The 18,916-nt window shown below is 56.1% G+C and carries 12 protein-coding genes; 5 read left to right on the forward strand and 7 right to left on the reverse strand.

Going from position 1 to position 18,916, the window contains the following annotated elements; all coding sequences use genetic code 11:
• Positions 1–19 precede the first annotated feature (19 nt).
• From gltB to glnA, 3 genes are all read right to left on the reverse strand, one after another.
• A complete protein-coding gene (gene gltB / locus JRC49_05505; GenBank protein ID QTE72272.1) occupies positions 20–4,336 on the reverse strand; it encodes a glutamate synthase large subunit in 4,317 nt (1,438 codons plus the stop codon).
• A 65-nt stretch (positions 4,337–4,401) separates the two neighbouring features.
• The gene (locus JRC49_05510; GenBank protein ID QTE72273.1) at positions 4,402–4,926 is read right to left on the reverse strand and encodes an ANTAR domain-containing protein; all 525 of its coding nucleotides are present in this window, start codon (positions 4,924–4,926) and stop codon (positions 4,402–4,404) included.
• 172 nt (positions 4,927–5,098) lie between these two features.
• Positions 5,099–6,430 carry a type I glutamate--ammonia ligase gene (gene glnA, locus JRC49_05515; protein QTE72274.1) on the reverse strand — a complete coding sequence of 444 codons (1,332 nt, stop codon included), beginning with the start codon at positions 6,428–6,430 and terminating at the stop codon, positions 5,099–5,101.
• A gap of 304 nt (positions 6,431–6,734) precedes the next feature.
• On the opposite strand from glnA, the gene JRC49_05520 reads away from it, so the two are divergent.
• From JRC49_05520 to JRC49_05535, 4 genes are all read left to right on the forward strand, one after another.
• Positions 6,735–7,922, forward strand: coding sequence for an LL-diaminopimelate aminotransferase (locus JRC49_05520; protein ID QTE72275.1), 1,188 nt, complete (start codon positions 6,735–6,737; stop codon positions 7,920–7,922).
• 45 nt (positions 7,923–7,967) lie between these two features.
• Positions 7,968–9,548 carry an asparagine synthase B gene (asnB, locus tag JRC49_05525; protein QTE72276.1) on the forward strand — a complete coding sequence of 527 codons (1,581 nt, stop codon included), beginning with the start codon at positions 7,968–7,970 and terminating at the stop codon, positions 9,546–9,548.
• 260 nt (positions 9,549–9,808) lie between these two features.
• Positions 9,809–11,353, forward strand: coding sequence for a glutamine-hydrolyzing GMP synthase (gene guaA / locus JRC49_05530; GenBank protein ID QTE72277.1), 1,545 nt, complete (start codon positions 9,809–9,811; stop codon positions 11,351–11,353).
• Between the two features lie 85 nt (positions 11,354–11,438).
• Positions 11,439–11,795 (forward strand): four helix bundle protein, encoded by a 357-nt coding sequence (locus tag JRC49_05535; GenBank protein ID QTE72278.1) that lies wholly within the window; start codon positions 11,439–11,441, stop codon positions 11,793–11,795.
• Between the two features lie 132 nt (positions 11,796–11,927).
• Here JRC49_05535 and JRC49_05540 read toward each other — a convergent pair whose 3' ends face one another.
• The 4 genes from JRC49_05540 to JRC49_05555 form a co-directional block, all read right to left on the reverse strand.
• Entirely contained in the window at positions 11,928–12,764 is an 837-nt protein-coding gene (locus JRC49_05540; protein ID QTE72279.1) for a histidinol-phosphatase, read from the reverse strand.
• Positions 12,765–12,782: 18 nt separating this feature from the next.
• The gene (locus JRC49_05545; protein QTE72280.1) at positions 12,783–13,661 is read right to left on the reverse strand and encodes a carbohydrate ABC transporter permease; all 879 of its coding nucleotides are present in this window, start codon (positions 13,659–13,661) and stop codon (positions 12,783–12,785) included.
• A gap of 15 nt (positions 13,662–13,676) precedes the next feature.
• A complete protein-coding gene (locus JRC49_05550; GenBank protein QTE72281.1) occupies positions 13,677–14,612 on the reverse strand; it encodes a sugar ABC transporter permease in 936 nt (311 codons plus the stop codon).
• A 94-nt stretch (positions 14,613–14,706) separates the two neighbouring features.
• The gene (locus JRC49_05555) at positions 14,707–16,272 is read right to left on the reverse strand and encodes an extracellular solute-binding protein (protein ID QTE72282.1); all 1,566 of its coding nucleotides are present in this window, start codon (positions 16,270–16,272) and stop codon (positions 14,707–14,709) included.
• A 278-nt stretch (positions 16,273–16,550) separates the two neighbouring features.
• Here JRC49_05555 and JRC49_05560 point away from each other — a divergent pair, with 278 nt between their 5' ends.
• A complete protein-coding gene (locus JRC49_05560; GenBank protein ID QTE72283.1) occupies positions 16,551–18,860 on the forward strand; it encodes a helix-turn-helix transcriptional regulator in 2,310 nt (769 codons plus the stop codon).
• Positions 18,861–18,916 lie beyond the last annotated feature (56 nt).

Consider the following 18,916-nt stretch of genomic DNA (forward strand, 5'->3'; position numbering starts at 1 on the left):
AACTAATAATTCTTAATTCTTAATTATTCATCCAGGCGAGGTATTCGTCGGAGATTACTGCCTTGAACTTCGGCAGATAATCGCTGAAGTGTTCCAGAATCTCTCTGGCTTTCTCAGAGCCTGTCGCCTTCACATGCATTTCCAGCAGCCGGTTCAGTTCATCCGCCTGCTGTGCGGAGACTTCATAAAGCTTCACATGTCCGGTGTTCAACCGGTTCTGAAGCTGGCCGTCCTCGTCCAGCACCCAGGCCACGCCGCCGCTCATGCCTGCCGCGAAGTTGTCGCCCACAGGACCCAGCACTGCCACCCGGCCGCCGGTCATATATTCGCATCCATGGTCTCCCACGCCTTCAACCACGGCCCATGCGCCGGAATTGCGCACTGCAAAACGCTCACCCGCCATACCGGCCACAAAGGCATAGCCGCTGGTCGCACCGTACAGAGCCACGTTGCCGATCAGGGTGTCTTCCTTCTTCCAGATGCTGTCCGCGGGCGGGCATACCGCCAGCGTTCCGCCGGAAAGGCCTTTGCCCAGGTAGTCGTTTGCCACACCGTAAAGGGTGATCTCCTGTCCATGGGGCAGGAAGGCTCCGAAGGACTGACCGCCGCAGCCCTGGGCCTGGATATGCCGGTTGCCTTTCAGCATTGTGCCGAAAGCCCGGTCTGTTGTCATCAGATGCACATGATCCTGGTACAGCCGCACGTCCGCACGTTCAGCCAGGTGGAAATCAAACTTCGCCGCCGGCTGGAAGTGCGTGTTCCGGGCGAATCCGGTCAGGTCACTCAGATCCATGGCTGCGTCGTCTTTCATCACCAGCAGGTCGCTGCGGCCCACCAGTTCATCCACAGTGCGCGCACCGAGCTTTGCCATGATCTCCCGCATCTGCTCCGCAATAAAGAGCATGAAGCGTTCCACGTATTCCGGCTTGCCCTTGAAGCGCTTGCGCAGTTCAGGATTCTGGGTCGCGATACCGAAGGGGCAGGTACCCAGCTGGCAGACCCGCATCATCCGGCAGCCCATGGTAACCAGGGGCGCCGTCGCGAAGCCGAACTGTTCTGCACCCAGCAGCAATGCCACCATCACGTCATGTCCGGTCATCAGCTTACCGTCTGTTTCCAGCGTAACCGTCTGGCGCAGCCTGTTGCGGCAAAGCACCTGATGAGCTTCCGCCAGGCCGATCTCCCAGGGCAGGCCCGCATGATGCACGCTGCTCATAGGTGCGGCACCGGTACCGCCTTCACCGCCGGAGATCAGGATACCGCCGGCGCCGGCCTTGGCCACGCCGCTGGCAATGGTACCCACACCGGCGGAAGACACCAGCTTCACGGTGATCTTCGCATCCTCGTTGGCACACTGCAGGTCATAAATCAGTTCAGCCAGATCCTCGATGGAATAAATATCATGATGCGGCGGCGGGGAAATCAGGGAGATTCCCGGGGTGGAGCAGCGGGTCTTCGCCACGCTGTCGGTCACTTTCGCGCCGGGCAGGTGTCCGCCCTCGCCGGGCTTGGCGCCCTGCGCCATCTTGATCTGTATTTCTTTTGCTGACAGCAGGTATTCCCGCGTCACGCCAAAGCGGCCGGATGCTACCTGTTTGATAGCGGAGTTCAGTTCTGTGCCGAAGCGCTCCGGCAGTTCGCCGCCTTCTCCGCTGTTTGAGCGGCCGCCCAGGTGGTTCATTGCCTTGGCCATGCACTCATGGGCTTCCTGGGAAATGGAACCGTAGCTCATAGCGCCGGTCCGGAAGCGTTTCACAATTTCGGATGCGGCTTCCACTTCCTCCAGCGAAACAGGACGGCAGGAATCGTAATTGAAGGAAAGCATGGAGCGGATTGTCCGCGGTCCCTCGTTTTCAATCCGTGCCGCATATTTGTCAAAGGCAGCCCGGTCGTCTGTCCATACCGCCTGTTGCAGCAGATGGATGGTTTCCGGGGCATACAGATGTTCTTCTGCTGCCTCGCCTCTTCTGTACTTGTGCTTGCCTTCGCTGACCAGTCCTTCTGAGCCAGCTGCGGCAAACGCGGCTTCATGATGATACCGGCTGTCTGCTTCAATCCGGTTCAGGTCTGTTCCGCCCAGGGAGCAGGGTGTATTGGTGAAATAGGTCTTAACCAGGCCCTGATCCAGACCCACAGCCTCAAACAGCTGGGCGCTCTGGTATGCCTGAAGTACGGATACACCCATCTTGGAAGCGATCTTCAGCACACCGGCAGTCAGCGCCTTGTTGTAATCCCGGATTGCTTCTTCCGGGGTCTTGTCAATCTGTCCATCCGCGCAGAGGGCGCGTACACAGGCATGAGCCAGGTACGGGTTCACCGCCCGGGCACCGAAGCCGATCAGCATGGCCATCTGGTGCACGTCCCGGGGTTCTCCGCTCTCGAGGATCACGGAAACTGCTGTGCGCTTTTTCTTTTTGATCAGGTGCTGTTCCAGGGCGGATACCGCCAGCAGCGAAGGAATCGCGATGGCGTCCGGTCCGACGCCCCGGTCAGACAGGATCAGGATATTGATATGGTCACGGCATGCCTGGTCGCAGACGGCAAAGAAATGCTCCAGGGCGTCCCGCAGGCTGCCTTTCTTGTCATAGAGCAAGGAGACTGTGCGTACAGAGAAATCCGGATGATCCATCTCCCGAATCCGCTGCAGTTCCTCCTCGGTCAGTACCGGGGAGGGCAGCTCCAGCACAGCGCTGTTTCCCGCCTCCCGGGAGAGCAGGTTGCCGTCGTCGCCGACGTAGATGGAGCAGTCGGTCTTCACTTCTTCCCGCAGCGCGTCAATCGGCGGGTTGGTCACCTGTGCGAAACGCTGGCGGAAGTAGTCATACAGGGAAGGATGGGTTTTCGACAGTGCCGCCACCGGCACGTCCGCGCCCATGGAAACGATGGGTTCCGTGCCCTTCGCCGCCATCGGCAGCACGATGTCCTGCACGTCTTCCCATGTATAATGGAATGCCTTGCAGAGCTTTTCCCGCTCCGCTTCCAGCAGAATATCCTCTTTAACTTCAGTTGTCGGCAGGTCCTCCAGCCGGACCAGTTTCTGCATCCACTCCGTATAGGGATGCTCCTGGGCAAAGCGGGTCTTCAGGGCCTCGCTTTCCGTCAGCCGGCCTGTCTTCAGATCTGCTTCCAGCACGTCTCCGGCTTTCAGCTTCCAGCGCCGCAGAATATGGGCATTTTCTTCAAACAGCACGCCTGCCTCGGAGGTCAGGATCAACCGCCGGTCATCCGTCAGTGCGCAGCGCAGCGGACGCAGGCCGTTCCGGTCCAGGGACGCGCACACTGTGTCGCCGTCGGAATACAGGATTGCCGCGGGGCCGTCCCAGGGCTCCATCATTGTGGCATAGTAGCGGTACAGATCCCGCCAGGCTGTTTCTTTCTTCAGCCCCTGCCAGGGTTCCGGCAGCAGAATCATTCCGGCCAGCGGCAGCGGGAATCCGTTCATCGCCAGGAACTCCAGGGTATTATCCAGCATCTGGCTGTCGCTTCCGTCCGGATCAACCACCGGCAGTACGCGCTTCATTTCCGCGCCCATCACGTCGGAACGCATGGTTTCTTCACGCGCCTTCATCCGGTCATGGTTGCCGCGGATGGTATTGATTTCCCCGTTATGCAGCAGCATCCGCTGGGGATGTGCCTTGCTCCAGGACGGGAAAGTATTGGTAGAAAAACGGGAGTGCACCATCGCCATACTGCTGGCATAGCGCACGTCCTGCAGATCGTCATAGAAAGAACGCAGCTGGTTCACCAGCATCATGCCCTTGTAGACGATCGTACGGCTGGACAGGGAGCATACATATGCGTCCGTGTCCTGGTGTTCAAAAACACGCCGTAATATAAAAAGCCGCCGGTCAAAGTCCTGACCGGCACCGGTCTCCTTCGGCCTTTTTAAAAAGCACTGTCGGATGCACGGCATCGTCCGCCGTGCTCCCGCGCCCAGCTGGGCCGGGTGGCAGGGTACCTCCCGCCACCCGAGCACCTGAATCCCTTCGGATTCCGCCAGCTGTTCAAAGATTCTTGCTGTATTCTGAGCTCCGACTTCATCCTCCGGCAAGAAGAACATACCCACGCCGTAATCTCCGGGGTTGCCCAGGGCGATTCCTTCTTCCCTGGCCCAGGCGGCAAACAGGGCATGGGGCAGCTGGGTCATAATGCCCACGCCGTCTCCGGTAGTTCCTTCCGCATCGCTGCCCGCACGGTGCGCCAGGCGTTCCACAATACACAGTGCCTGATCCACCGTCCGGTGGGTTGCCTTCGCGTTCAGGTCCACCACGGCGCCGACGCCGCAGCTGTCATGTTCCAATTCTTTATGATAAAGAGGATACTGTCGGTCAGTCATCTTAACTCCCTCCGGAAGGATGGGAGTTGAGAACTCTACACTCTCAACTCTGCACTCTTCACTCTTCACTCAGACTTGTCGAGAATTTGCTGAGCAAATTCGGCCATCTTCATGCCGTGGTTCATGGCGTACTGCTGCATGGCGCGGTGCGCTTCCGGTTCAGTCAATCCTTTCTGTTTCATCAGGATGGCCTTGGCCCGGTCCACCAAATCCTTGCTTTCCCCGGTCCGTCGGGGCAGCCGCATCCGGTGCAGCTGGGACAGCATCTCCACCGCACCGATCACAGCCTGTCCGGAAGCCGGCATCGCCAGCCGGAAAATCTCCGGTGATTCGATGTTCTCCAGTACAGCCTGTTTGGCAATCAGCAGGATCTGGATACTGTCCTTATAGTCCCACATCAGTTCATCCGGTTTACAGTCCGGAGTGAAACCGATCATAACCACAACACAATCTTCGCTTTCGCTCAGTGCCCGGCGCAGCTCACTTCCTGATGAGCAACTTCGGAACACCTGCAATCCGGAGGAGGCAAGGAGCTTGACGAGCTTTGAACGGCTGTCTTCCGACTGGCTGACAACAACGATCCTGGCCACGGTTCCACCTCCATTAATCTAATTCACAATTCATCATTCATCATTCACAATTATTTCTTATAGGGAACCACGCCGGTGCGTTTCTGCTTATACGTTTGCATATCACACAGAATCCGCAACAGTATGGAAATCCTATATAATTCTGAATTCTGAATTCATAATTCTGAATTAATTAAAACATCACCAGATAGCGGTCGATTTCCCACTTGCTCACATGTGTACGGTAGGCATCCCACTCTTTTTCCTTGCCTTCCACATACTGATCAAGCACGTGCTCGCCCAGGGCAGTGCAGATCACCGCGTCTTCCTTCAGGCAGTCCACGGCTTCCTTCAGTGTGCCGGGCAGGGACTTGATGCCCTTTGCTTCGCGGGTGGCAGCATCCATAGCGAAGATGTTTTCAGTGATTTCATCCGGCGGGGTCATACCCTTTTCAATACCGTCCAGGCCGGCAGCCAGGCAGACAGCCATGTTCAGGTAGGGGTTCGCGCTCGGATCGGGGCAGCGCAGTTCAACGCGGGTTCCGTTGCCGCGGGCAGCGGGAATACGGATCAGGGCGCTGCGGTTGCTGGCGCTCCAGGCCAGGTAGCAGGGAGCTTCGTAGCCGGGTACCAGGCGCTTGTAGCTGTTAACCAGCGGGTTGGTGATCGCCGCCATGCCGCGGATGTGGGCCAGGATACCGGCGATGAAGGAATAAGCTTCCTTGCTCAGGCCGCGCTTATCGGAAGGATCGGCAAATACGTTCTTGCCATCCTTGAAAAGGCTCATATTGGTGTGCATGCCGCTGCCGTTGATACCGAACACAGGCTTGGGCATGAAGGTTGCATGCAGGCCGTTCTTCTGGGCCAGCGTTTTCACAGCCAGTTTGAAGGTCATGATATTGTCTGCAGCCGTCAGCGCGTCAGCGTAACGGAAGTCGATCTCGTGCTGGCCGGCAGCCACTTCATGATGGCTGGCTTCGATTTCGAAGCCCATCTGCTCCAGTGCCAGGCAGATCTCGCGGCGGGTGCTCTCACCGTGATCCAGCGGTCCCAGGTCGAAGTAGCCGGCTTCGTCAGAAGTGGTGGTGGTGGGCTTTCCTTCTTCATCAGTCTGGAAGAGGAAGAACTCGCACTCCGGTCCTACATTGAAGGAGTAACCCATATCGGCCGCCCGCTTCAGCACTTTCTTCAGCACGCCGCGGGGATCACCGGCAAAGGGTGTTCCGTCGGGATTGTAAACATCACAGATCAGTCTGGCGACTTTACCGTGCTGGGGACGCCAGGGCAGAATAGTGAAGGTGTCCAGGTCGGGGCGCAGATACTGGTCGCTCTCATTGATGCGGACAAAGCCCTCAATGCTGCTGCCGTCGATCATAATTTCATTGTTAACGGCTTTTTCGATCTGGCTGGCTGTAATAGCCACGTTCTTCAGCTGACCGAAAATATCGGTGAACTGCATGCGGATGAACTCCACGTCGCCTTCCCGTACCAGGCGGATAATGTCTTCCTTCGTGTACTTACTCATAATACTGACCCCCTCAGCGTCATAATAAAAGAAAGAGAGCAAGGTGCATCGTCAGCACGACACCCTTGCCCTGATGCGCGTATCCTATCACCGGTCCGGAAAGCTGTCAATCCCCCGGATTGTATTCCCTTTGTATTCGCTGTTTCCTTTCCCTGTTTCTTCCTTGACAAGGCTTTCACGGAATGATACCATACCTCCCAACAAGGCAAAGGCGTCCTGCGAAGGATTTCCTTGCCTTGTTTTTCGTTTATACCTCCTACTTCCTACCTCATACCTCCTACCTTAATCAAAAGGAGTTGATCCCATGCTGACACCAAACCTCAGCTACGCGAATCTGAAAGAATCCTATCTTTTCTATCATATTGCCCAGAAGACCAAGGCCTATCTGGCAGAGCATCCGGGAACCCATCTTTACCGGATGGGCATCGGGGATGTTTCCCTGCCGCTGGTTCCCGCGGTCATTAAGGCACTGCATGAGGGTGTGGATGATCAGAGTGTAAAGGATCGCTTCCATGGCTATATGCCGGAGTGCGGCGCGCCCTCCCTCCGGGAGACCATCGCAAAGCACTATGAAAAGCGGGATGTTTTCCTTTCTCCTGTGGAAGTTTTCGTTTCCAGCGGCGCCAGTGATGAACTGGGCGACCTGCTGGACCTCTTTGACCGGTCAAACAAGGCTTTGATCATGGAGCCGGCCTATCCCGCCTATGTGGACGCCAACACCATGGCCGGCCGGGAGATTATTCATCTTCCCTCCGGCCCGGATAATCATTTCCTGCCCCTGCCGAAGCCGGGGCTGGATGCGGATCTGATCTATCTGTGCTCCCCGAACAATCCCACCGGTGCCGCTTACAACCGGGAACAGCTGACCCAGTGGGTCAACTGGGCCAATGAACGCGGTGCGGTGATCCTCTTCGATGCCGCCTATGAAGCCTTTATAGAAGAAGATCTTCCCCACAGCATTTTTGAGATTCCCGGTGCGGAAACCTGCGCCATCGAGATATGCTCCCTGTCCAAGACCGCCGGTTTCACCGGCACCCGCCTCGGCTACACGGTCATTCCGAAGGCGCTGGAACGCTGCGGCATGAATCTCAATGCCATGTGGGTTCGGAACCGCACCACCAAGACCAACGGCGTTTCCTATATCCTGCAGCACGGCGGTGCCGCCGTCTTCACGGATGAAGGACAAAAGCAGATCCATGACAACATCCGGATCTATAAGCAGAACGCCAAGGTGCTTATGGCCGCACTGGACAAAGCCGGGATCCGTTACTGGGGCGGCAAAAATGCGCCCTACATCTGGATGCAGTGCCCGAACGGCATGGGCAGCTGGGAATTCTTCGACAAGCTGCTCAATGAGATCCAGGTTGTCGGCACCCCCGGCGAAGGCTTCGGTGCCTGCGGTGAAGGCTTCTTCCGCTTCTCCACCTTCGGCGATCCCGCTGATACAGTTGAAGCCGCCGATCGTCTGTTGAAGCTGCTGACTGACCATTAATTCTTCATTTTTCATTTTTCATTCTTCATTTTGGAGGAATACGCTATGTGTTCTATTTTCGGCATGACCGGTGCCCGTTTTCCCCGGGACCTGATCAAAACCTGTTTTGACCGGACCATCTCCCGTGGTCCGGATATGAGCCGCCTGGTGGATATCCCCGGCGGCATCCTTGGTTTTCACCGTCTGGCCATCATGGGCCTGCACGAGGAAGGTATGCAGCCCTTCCGGCTGGACGACGACTATGTGGTCTGCAACGGCGAGCTGTACGGCTTCCGTCCCCTGCGGGCCCGTCTCATGGAAACCTATGACCTGAAAAGCGAATGTGACTGTGAAATCCTGCTTCCCCTCTACCGGGAATATGGCGTGGAAATGTTCAAAACCCTGGATGCGGAGTTCGCCCTGATCCTCTGGGACGGCAAACAGCAGAAACTGATTGCTGCAAGGGATCCCATCGGTATCCGTCCTCTCTATTACGGAGAGGTTCGCGGCGGCGGTATGGCCTTCGCCAGCGAGCCGAAAAACCTGATCGGCATGTGCGATAAGATTCTTCCCTTCCCGCCCGGCCACTACTACATCGACGGTGAGTTCGTCCAGTATGCGGACCCCGCCTACGTCGGATATTTCACCATGAAAACAGAAGCGGAAGTCTGTCCCAAGCTGCGCCGCCTGCTGATGGACGGCGTGGAAAAGCGTCTGGACGCGGATGCCCCGGTCGGTTTCCTGCTCTCCGGCGGCCTCGACTCTTCTCTCGTCTGCGCCATCGCACAAAAGATGCTGGACAAACCTATCCGCACTTTCGCCATCGGTATGGACATTGATGCCATCGACCTGAAGTATGCCCGCATGGTTGCGGATTATATCGGCAGCGACCATACGGAAGTGATCATTAATGAGAAGGATGTGCTGGAAGCGCTGCCCACGGTTGTGGAGCTGCTCGGCACCTGGGATATCACCACCATCCGCGCTTCCATCGGCATGTACCTGGTCTGTAAATGGATCCATGAGAACACAGACGTCCGGGTGCTGCTGACCGGTGAAATTTCCGATGAACTGTTCGGTTATAAGTACACGGACTTCGCTCCTTCCGCCGCCGCCTTCCAGGAGGAAGCGGAAAAGCGTATCCGGGAACTGCATGTTTACGATGTGCTCCGCGCCGACCGCTGTATTTCCTACAACTCCCTGGAAGCCCGGGTTCCCTTCGGCGACCTGAAGTTCGTGCGCTATGCCATGAGCATTGATCCGGAACTGAAGATGAACAATCACAACATGGGCAAATACCTGATCCGCAAAGCCTTCGCGGATGATCATATCCTGCCGGATGAAATCCTCTGGCGCCAGAAGGCTGCCTTCTCCGACGCAGTAGGCCACAGCATGGTGGACGATCTGAAAGCCTATGCCGAGAAGACCTATACGGATCAGGAATTTGAGGAAAAAGCAGCGAAATACGACTACTGCCGTCCCTTCACAAAGGAAAGCCTCCTTTACCGGGAACTGTTCGAGCAGTATTATCCCGGCCAGGCTCATATGATTCCTGACTTCTGGATGCCCAACAAAACCTGGCCCGGCTGCAATGTCAATGATCCTTCTGCACGGGTATTGGCCAATTATGGCCAAAGCGGCCAATAATTGGCCAATGCCTGTGCAACTCTTCACTTTTCACTTTTCACTCTTCACTCTTCAGTTGAGCAGCCGTCAAAGTACCATCGGTACTTTGGTAACGGCGATCGCACTTCACACTTCACAAAGAGGCGGAAACGCCTCTTTGTTATTCCGGTTTCGTTGGTTTATGGTATAATTATTATTGCGCAAATCGGGATTTGCGTTCATAATAACTCGGATTCATCATTGTGAATCACGATTCGATCCAATCTCTTCGGAGGGAACCTATGCAGCAAAAAGAAACCATCATTATCCTGGACTTTGGCGGCCAGTATACCCAGCTGATCGCCCGCCGTGTCCGCGAATGCCACGTCTATTCCGAAGTCGTTCCGTGGAACATGCCCCTGGCGGATATCCTGGCCCGCAAGCCCATCGGTATTATTCTTTCTGGCGGTCCTTCCAGCGTCCATGATGCTGATGCTCCCCGGATTGATCCCGCCCTTTATGAGGCGGGCATCCCGGTACTGGGTATCTGCTACGGTATGCAGCTGACTGCCCTGCTTCTGGGCGGAGCGGTTGAAAAAGCCAAAGAGCGGGAATACGGCCGTGTCACCGTCCGCATGAAGGAACAGACTGGTCTCTTCGGAGGTATGCAGTCCGCGTCCAACTGCTGGATGAGCCATACCTGGCAGGTCAGCGCCTGCCCGCCCGGTTTCCGGGTGATCGCAGAAACGGACAACTGCCCCGTTGCCGCCATGGTCAACGAGGATAAGAAGATCTGCTGCGTGCAGTTCCATCCGGAAGTGACCCATACCGAGGAAGGAACCATGCTGATCCGTAACTTCCTCTTCCGCTTCTGCGGCTGCTCCGGCGACTGGACCATGAGTGCCTACGCCGAGACCGCCATTAAGCAGATCCGTGAAACCGTCGGCGAAGACGGAACCGTACTGCTGGCCCTGTCCGGCGGTGTGGACTCTTCTGTTGTTGCCGCCCTGATCTATAAAGCCATCGGCAAACGCCTCACCTGCGTTTTTGTGGACCACGGCCTCCTCCGCAAGGGTGAAAGTGACCAGGTATGCCATGTTTTCAGCCATCTGTTCCCCGTTCGGTTCATCCGTTCCGATGCCGCCGACCGCTTCTTCGGGGACCTGAAGGGTGTCACGGAGCCGGAAGAAAAGCGTCACATCATCGGCCGGGACTTCATTGAAGTCTTCAAGAAAGAAGCCACTGCCCTCGGCAAGCTGGACTATTTTGCCCAGGGTACCATCTATCCCGATGTTATTGAAAGCGGCCAGGGTACCAATGCCGCCGTCATCAAGAGCCACCACAATGTGGGTGGTCTTCCGAAAGAGCTCGGATTCACAGAACTCATTGAGCCTCTGCGCATGCTCTTCAAGGATGAGGTCCGCGCCCTGGGCGAAACCCTCGGCCTGCCGAAGGAACTGGTCTGGCGCCAGCCCTTCCCCGGCCCCGGCCTGGCCATCCGTATTATCGGGGAAGTCACTCCGGAAAAGGCGGAAATTGTTCGGGAAAGCGACGCCATCTTCCGTGAGGAGATCGCCGCCGCCGGCCTGGACCGCCATGTCAATCAGTATTTCACCGTGCTGACCGGCATCCAGAGTGTCGGCGTTATGGGTGACGAGCGCACCTATGATTACACCATCGCCCTCCGTGCCGTCACCACCGACGACTTCATGACCGCCGACTGGGCTCGTCTCCCCTATGACCTCATTGCCCGGGTTTCCGCCCGCATTGTCAATGAGGTTCCGCATGCAAGCAGAGTAGTAATGGATGTGACGACGAAGCCTCCGGCGAGCATTGAGTGGGAATAAATTCCCATTCAATGCTCAACTCTTCACTGTTCACTCTTCACTCTGCACTCTTCACTCCTCACTGATCCAACTGGAGGTACCACCCATGAAGCCCAGCCCGCTCCGTGACAAATCAGCCTCCTTCGCAAAATCCGTCATCCTGGCCACTCGCGCCATGCACGAAAATCACATTGAATCCGCACTTACAAACCAGCTGCTCCGTTGCGGTACATCCGTTGGAGCCAACATTCATGAAGCTCAGTTTGCTCAAGGTAAACGTGACTTCATTGCGAAGTTGGAGATTGCCCTGAAAGAGTATAACGAGTGCGATTACTGGTTGAATCTCCTGAAGGAAACAGACAGTATTGATGAGTTCTCATTCAAGGATTTATATAACCAGTGCATGGAACTCCGCCGTATGCTTGTTTCCTCCATCACCACAGCGAAATCCTCGCAATCATAATTCAGTTATACAGCAATAAAGCCCGTCTTCCGGGCTTTTTTTCTTATATCTGAGTATCTGTATTACATAATACAAAAGAGCCTGCCTTCCGGCAGGCTCCCTGTAAAAAAAGGAGGTTGTAAACCCTGGCTCTCATTTTCCGAAGGGGTAGATGATCTCAACCCCGTTCCGCTCGGCCATGTCGTACCCGAGCTCCATATACTTTGTCAGGACCTCCGGATCATGGGCATCGGAGTTAATCACTGCCTGGACTCCATGCCTGGCTGCCACCCGCCAGAATTCATCCAGCGGATACGGCCGCGGGCAGGAAATTCCATCCGCAATGGCTTTCTCCGCGGAAATATAACCGTGCTTGTTCGCGTCCTGCTCCTGCTTCAGCCATCCGCTGACGTTAATCTCCAGCGGCATTTTCAGCCGTGCCGCCGTCTCGCAGATCCTTTCCGCCGTTTCCTCGCAGTCCTCGTTCCAGGTATCGATGGCCGCCCCGAAAAGATCCGGATGTGCGCCGAAGAAGAAATGGCCGCTCTCCAGCATCTGGGTATAGGCGTCCGCGTAGCTCTGCAGCGCCTCCCGGTCCATGACGAAGCCGTTCCAGAAGCCCTTGGGTTTCCCCTTGTACATGTAAAAATGCACGCTGCCGATCAGGTAGTCCATTTTCTTTTCTTCCCGGAGCATCCGGTAAAAATCGTCAAACTCCGGAAAATATTCGCATTCCAGTCCCAGCAGGATCTTCAGTTTCGGATACGCCGCCTGGGCTTCCCGGACTTCGCGGATATAATCATTCAGCTCCGCGATGCCCATCCGGATCATGATCACCCGGTCATCCGGAAACGGCGTATGGTCCGTCATGCCAAGGACCCGGATTCCCTTCTCCTCCGCGGCCTTTGCGTAGTCGGCCGGAATTCCCCTGGCATGTTTGCATCTGCGGGTATGGGTATGCAGGTTGACTGTTGTTATTCTTTCACTCATTCTTTTCTCCTGTTCAGCTCATCCCTTGATGGATCCGATCATAACCCCGGTCACAAAGTACTTTTGGATGAACGGATACAGGAACAGCATCGGGATAATGGACAGCATAATCACACAGTAGCGGATAATTGCGTGGAGCTGGTTCAACTCGCTGGTGGCTTCCCCGGCATCCGATGCCTGGGACGTATTCTGCAGCACAATCTCACGCAGCACAATCTGCAGCGGATACAGCTCGCGTTTCCGGACGTAGATGGCTGTATGGAACCAGCTGTTCCAGATCTGGACCGCGCTGAAGAGCGTAATCACCGCGATAATCGCCTTGGAAACCGGAATCACCACGGAAACCAGGATCCGGATATGGCCGGCCCCGTCAATTCTCGCCGCGTCCATCAGACCTTCCGGTATACTCTTGAACGAGGTTCGCGTAATCATAATATTGAACACCGACAGCGCTGTCGGAAGGACAATGGCCGCGCGGGTGTCCAGCATGCCCAGGGACCGGACCACCATATAGGTCGGGATGATTCCGCCGTTGAACATCATCGTGAAGGTCAGGAACAGCGCGATCGCCCCGCCGAACAGCAGGTTCCGGCTCAGGCCGTATCCGGCAAAGATGGACATCAGGACCCCGAAGCCCGTGCCCAGGATCACGTACAGGATCGTGTTGACATAGCCCCGCAGCAGGCTCTCGTTCTGCAGGGATTTCACATAGCCGATCGTGGTCACCCCGCCCTTTGGCCACAGGATCAGGCCCCGGGTTTTTGAAACCGTAATCGGGTCACTGATGGACGCGCAGAGGCAGTGCCAGACCGGAATCAGGCAGGCCAGCCCAATCAGGCTGAGAAGGATCACATTGAATACGGCGAAGATTTTTTCGCCCCTTGTCCGTTTGATCATTTTCTTCCCACCTCCTCAGAACAGGCTGGTTTCCGATTTGCGGCGGCTGATCCAGTTGACCGTCACCAGCAGGATCGTGTTGATCACCGAGTTGAACAGGTCAACCGCCGCGGCATAGGCGTAGTCCCCGTCCAGCAGGCCTTTGCGGTAGACAAAGGTGGAAATGGTGTCAGCTGTCTCATAGGTGGCCGGGCTGTAGAGCAGGATAATCTTCTGGTAGTTGACGCTCATCAGGTGTCCGACCCGCATGATCAGCATGATAATAATGGTGGGCATAATACCCGGGATGGTAACGTGCAGCGTCTGCTGCCAGCGGTTTGCGCCGTCCAGCTTCGCCGAGTCATACAGCTCATGGTCAACCGCCGTCAGGGCGGAAATATAAACCACGCTGCCGTATCCCAGGCCCTGCCAGATGCCGCTGGTAATCATGATCCCGTGGAAGGATCCCGGGTTGGAAATCAGTTCCTTGGGCCCGCCCAGTGCCTGGCTGATCTGGCTGAATACCCCCGTTGATTCCGTAAAGGTCTTCACCATACCGCAGACCACCACCATCGAGATGAAATACGGCAGGTAGGAAATCGTCTGGATCGACTTCTTGAATTTCCGGCTGCGCAGCTCATTGAGCATCAATGCAAAGATAATCGGCGCCGGAAAAGCAATAATCAGGTCCTTGATACTCAGCGTCAGGGTGTTCCGCAGCAGGCGCCAGAAATAATAGCTGGAAAAGAATTTCTGGAAATTCTTGAATCCAACCCATGCGCTGCCGAAAAGGCCCTTCGCGAATTTGAAGTTTTCGAAAGCCATCACAATACCGAACATCGGCAGATAGCAGAAGATAATGTACCAGATGATCACCGGCAGCAGCAGCAGGTAAACCACCCAGTTCTCCCGCATATCCCGCCGGAGCCGCTGTCTGAAAGGCTTTTTCCTGGCGGTTATTTCCACAGGCATTCTCCCCGTTCCTTGCAAAAATCATCCCCGGGTCTTTGGAAAAACCGGGGCTGCGGTGCGCAGACCGCGGCCCCGGAGAAACACGCTGCGAAAATTATCTCGCGTTGAAACGATCCACAGCAGCCTGCTTGAGCTCAATCGCCCGGTCGATGTTCATCGACTTCAGCTGGGCACGGAATTCGTCAAAGGTCTGGCTGGCGTTGCCCATGACGTAGTTGACCGTGAACTCCGTCGCGTAGGTGGTGATATCGCCCATGATATCGCTGAACTCTTCCTGTTCGGCTTCCGTCATGGTAATGGAGTCGGAGATATAGGCGGAGTAGTCGCTTTCCATCAGGCGGGCCTGGGTCTCACGCTGGATGTCTGTCCACGTGCCCATCACGCGGTTGTAATCCTCATAAGGCGCGTTGTTGGTGGTGTAGCGCTGGCGGGCCTGGCCCTGGGTCAGTCCGTCGGGGTTGTTGGTGATCAGTCCGCCCCAGTGGGGACCGTTGTCATCGAAGTAGTAGGAACCGTCTTCCTTGCCTTCCGTCACACCGTAGTTCATCACGAAAGCAACTTCCTCGCTGTACTGGGCATCCATCCATTTGATGGCTTCTTCCAGGTGCTTGCTCTGCGCGTTGACCGCGATGCAGTAGGTGTTCGTCAGCATGTCGGGCATCCGGTAATGGGCTTCTCCGCCCTCCTTCACCGGGATCTTGGTACCGACCAGGTTGAAGTCAGGATTCGTGGCGCCCTGCTTGGCGTAGTAGTCATGGCCGGTCCAGGAGGTGTAAACCGGGAAGGCGCCGACCTTGTCGTTCAGCAGCAGGTCGTTTTCAGGCCAGCGGCCGTCATGCACGGAGAAGCTCTGGTCGATCAGGCCTTCCTTGTACCACTGCTGCATCATGTCCAGGTATTCGCCGTAGCCGTCCTCGCAGGGTCCGTAAATGACCTTGCCCTCGGTGTTCAGGGACCAGTCCTTGGTGACGCCGTAACCCGCGGCAAATTCGCTGTACCACATGAAGGTGTCCTTATTCACATACAGCGGTATTTCAATGCCCAGCTGCTCTTTGAAGGCGGTCAGCACTTCATGCCAGTCATCATAGGTTTCGGGCAGGTCCATACCGACCTTGTCCAGGAAGTCCTTACGGATGGTCGGTCCGAAGTTCGGGCCGCGACCGTCCTTATAAATATAGAAGAAGCACCAGCGGTTTCCTTCGTCTGTCACGGATTCCCGCTTCAGGATTTCGTTGGAATTGACGATGGCCATGTAGTTGGGCATCAGATCTTCATAATCCTTCAGGTTTGCGTACACGCCGTCCGCAATGGCCATGTCATGGCCGGAGGGATAAACGAAACCGTTGGGGATGGAGTTGTAGATCAGGTCCGGCATGTCATCGGACGCGAAGAGCAGGTTGAAAGCTTCACGGCTTGTGCCGCTGGCGGGATGGATCCATTCAATATGGATGCCCGTCTGTTCCTCCAGCCACTTATACGCGTCGCTGTCGTTATAGTTCTGCATTCCGGGAACGTTTGCCGCCAGGTCCAGGTCAAAGAAGAACCGCAGCGTCACGTCGTCCGCGATATGCAGGTCACTTTTTTCCTCCGCGACGCCGCTGACCGCGACGGTCATCAGCATCATGATTCCGAGAACCAGGGCAATGAGTTTTTTGGCCATTGTTTGTGCACCTCACCTTTCTGAATTATGTGGTTTTTGCGGACGTCCGCACTCGGCCGGCCCGTTCGCTTTGTCTGGCTGCATTTTATATACGATCCTTTCCGCCCCGCAACCATCAGATTTTTCCCGCCTGTCAAAATCTGCACAAAAAGGTCGTTTTTTGCCCTTTCCGTCCATCTATCATCTTTTTCCTGTCTATCAGAATCAGTCCTGGGTCAATTGACAAAGGTCCCTGAAACCGCTAAACTGATCCTACTTTGAAGGCAGGAGAAGTCAATATGAAAGATCAGGAGAACCGTGGGAAGCTTTTCTTTTGGAAAAAAGGTCCCGTTGCCAAAACAATATTATACTCTTATCTGATCGTATTGCTCCTGCCCCTCATCCTGACCGTCCTGATGACAACCACCGCAGTGCTGCAGCTGCAGAAGGAAAACGCCCGTCATGTGGAATCCACTTCCACTGAACTTTCCCGGGTGTTTTCTGCTTATGTGGAGGAAATCCAGTCCACCAATACCCGCCTGCTGATTTCCGAAAACACCAGGCAGCTTTCCCTGGTCAATCCGGATTCCTTCTCCACCTCTGATATCCTGCTCCTGCGGGATCTGCAGAAGCAGCTTCCCAAAGCCACCGTCACTTCCGAATATATCCAGTCCATCTATCTCTGTTTCCTCCGCAGCGGCACCATGATGGATCCCCGCAGTGTCTATTATAACTATAATGCGGCTTATATGCTCAAGGATCGGCTGGGTATGTCCCTCCCGGCCTGGAAATCCTTCCTGGCCTCCGTTCCCAAGGAAATCGTAACGCTCATTACGGGGGACCTGGACAACAAGCCCCATATCCTGATTGCCAATCGCCTGTCCTCCCATGGCGGCATCTCGGACGTCATTGTAGTCACCGAGTTCCGGAGTGAAACCGCTGTCCGCCTGATGGATGAATTTTCCGAAAACGGCGGCCTGTATCATACCCTGGTCGGTGAAAACGGCGCCATGCTTTCCGCCTCCTCCGTTCCCCCCGAAAGCGGCACCATGCAGGAGATGCTCCTGCCCATCGGCAACAGCACCAAAATTAATTTCCAGCTGAAAACCGAAACACCGAAAGACCGCTTCCTGCGCCAGACCCTGTCCCTCTTCTTCGGATACCTGGTCTGTGCGCTGCTTTTCGCGATTTTCGGCTGGTTCCTGATCCGCTATTTCACCCGGAGGCAGTATTCCCCGATTGAAAAGCTCAACGCCTCACTGCTTTCCAGCCTCAGCCGTTCCGGTGCCGAAGCCGTGCACGCGGCGAACCGGAATGAATATGAGATGATGTCCGAGGCCATTTCAGTCATCCTGCAGAACCACGCCACCTCCAACCTGGAGAACGAGCGCCTGCAGGAACGGGTCCGCACCCAGCTGCTGCAGGGCATTCTTTTCGGCAACGTTCGGAAGGAGGAGATCATCCTCCGCCATACAGAGAACAACGGCATCCGTTTTGTGGGCAAACGCTTCCTGGTCGTGCTCTACGCCGTGGAGGATGTCCGGCGGGAGGATCAGTCTCCCCTGCTGATGCAGAACGCGGAAGCCCTCAGCCGCCTGGATGAGATCATCCGCACTGCCATTGACCGTCTGGCGGATAACGGCAGCACCCGCTACGCGGTGGAGGTTGAGGAAAATGTTGCCTGCATCGTTTCCCTGCCGGATTCCCTGCCCGAGGAGCAGATCTGGAAGGACACGCTCACCAACGTTATGCAGGTCCGGGACTTTTTCCGCGACACCTTCGGCGTTATCCTGACCGCAGCCGTCAGCAGCCTGCACAGCGGCGTCGTTTCCATCACCACCTGCTTCCGCGAATGCCGGGAGGCAGCGGATTATATGGAACTGATCGGTACGGACGTCTCCGTCTGCCGTTATGACCAGATTCCCGCCGCAGCCAGTGACACCCTGTCCTTCCCGGAACTGCTGGAAAAAGAGAAAAAGCTTTGCCGCAACCTGTCCACCGGTGATTATCTCTCCGCCGCATCCACCTGGCCGGAGGTCGTGGATGCCCTTTCGCTCCGTAAATGCTCCCCCGAGGAAGGCAGGATCCGCCTGTTGGGCGTTGTAAACCTGATGGCCTCCTCCCTGGGCGACCTGCCCTCCGGCGTGGAGGACAGTGTGCGTCATGCTTTTGATATCCATTCGCTCAGGACGGTGCCCAACCTGGACAGCATGCTGGCCCGGATCCGGTCTGCCCTTTCCTCCCTCGCCTCCGGCGCTTCAGGGGAAAAGGACCTGTCCTCCGGCACAAAGGACCTGCAGTTTGTGGATTATGTCAACGCCAACATCACCGATCCTTCCCTTTCCATCTCCGTCATTGCCGATCATTTTGACATGAGTCCTTCCTACTTCTCCAAGCGGTTTAAGAAAGCCTCTGGTGAAAACCTGCTGGATTATATTCACCGGGAGCGGCTCCGTCTTGCCAAAGAGATCATGTCGGAGCGGCCGGATGCGACCCTGAAAGAAATCTGCGATCTCGTCGGTTATGCCTCTCCCCTGACCATCAACCGGGCCTTCCGGAAATATGAGGGCATTACCCCCTCCGATTACCGTTCCCTGCTGAACCGCTGACAGCCATAATCCCCTGGCCGCCCCCTTCTCCAAATCTGTCGCTCCCTCACGAAAAA

The sequence above is a fragment of the Clostridiales bacterium FE2011 genome (assembly GCA_017569305.1).
GTDB lineage: Bacteria > Bacillota > Clostridia > Christensenellales > Aristaeellaceae > Aristaeella.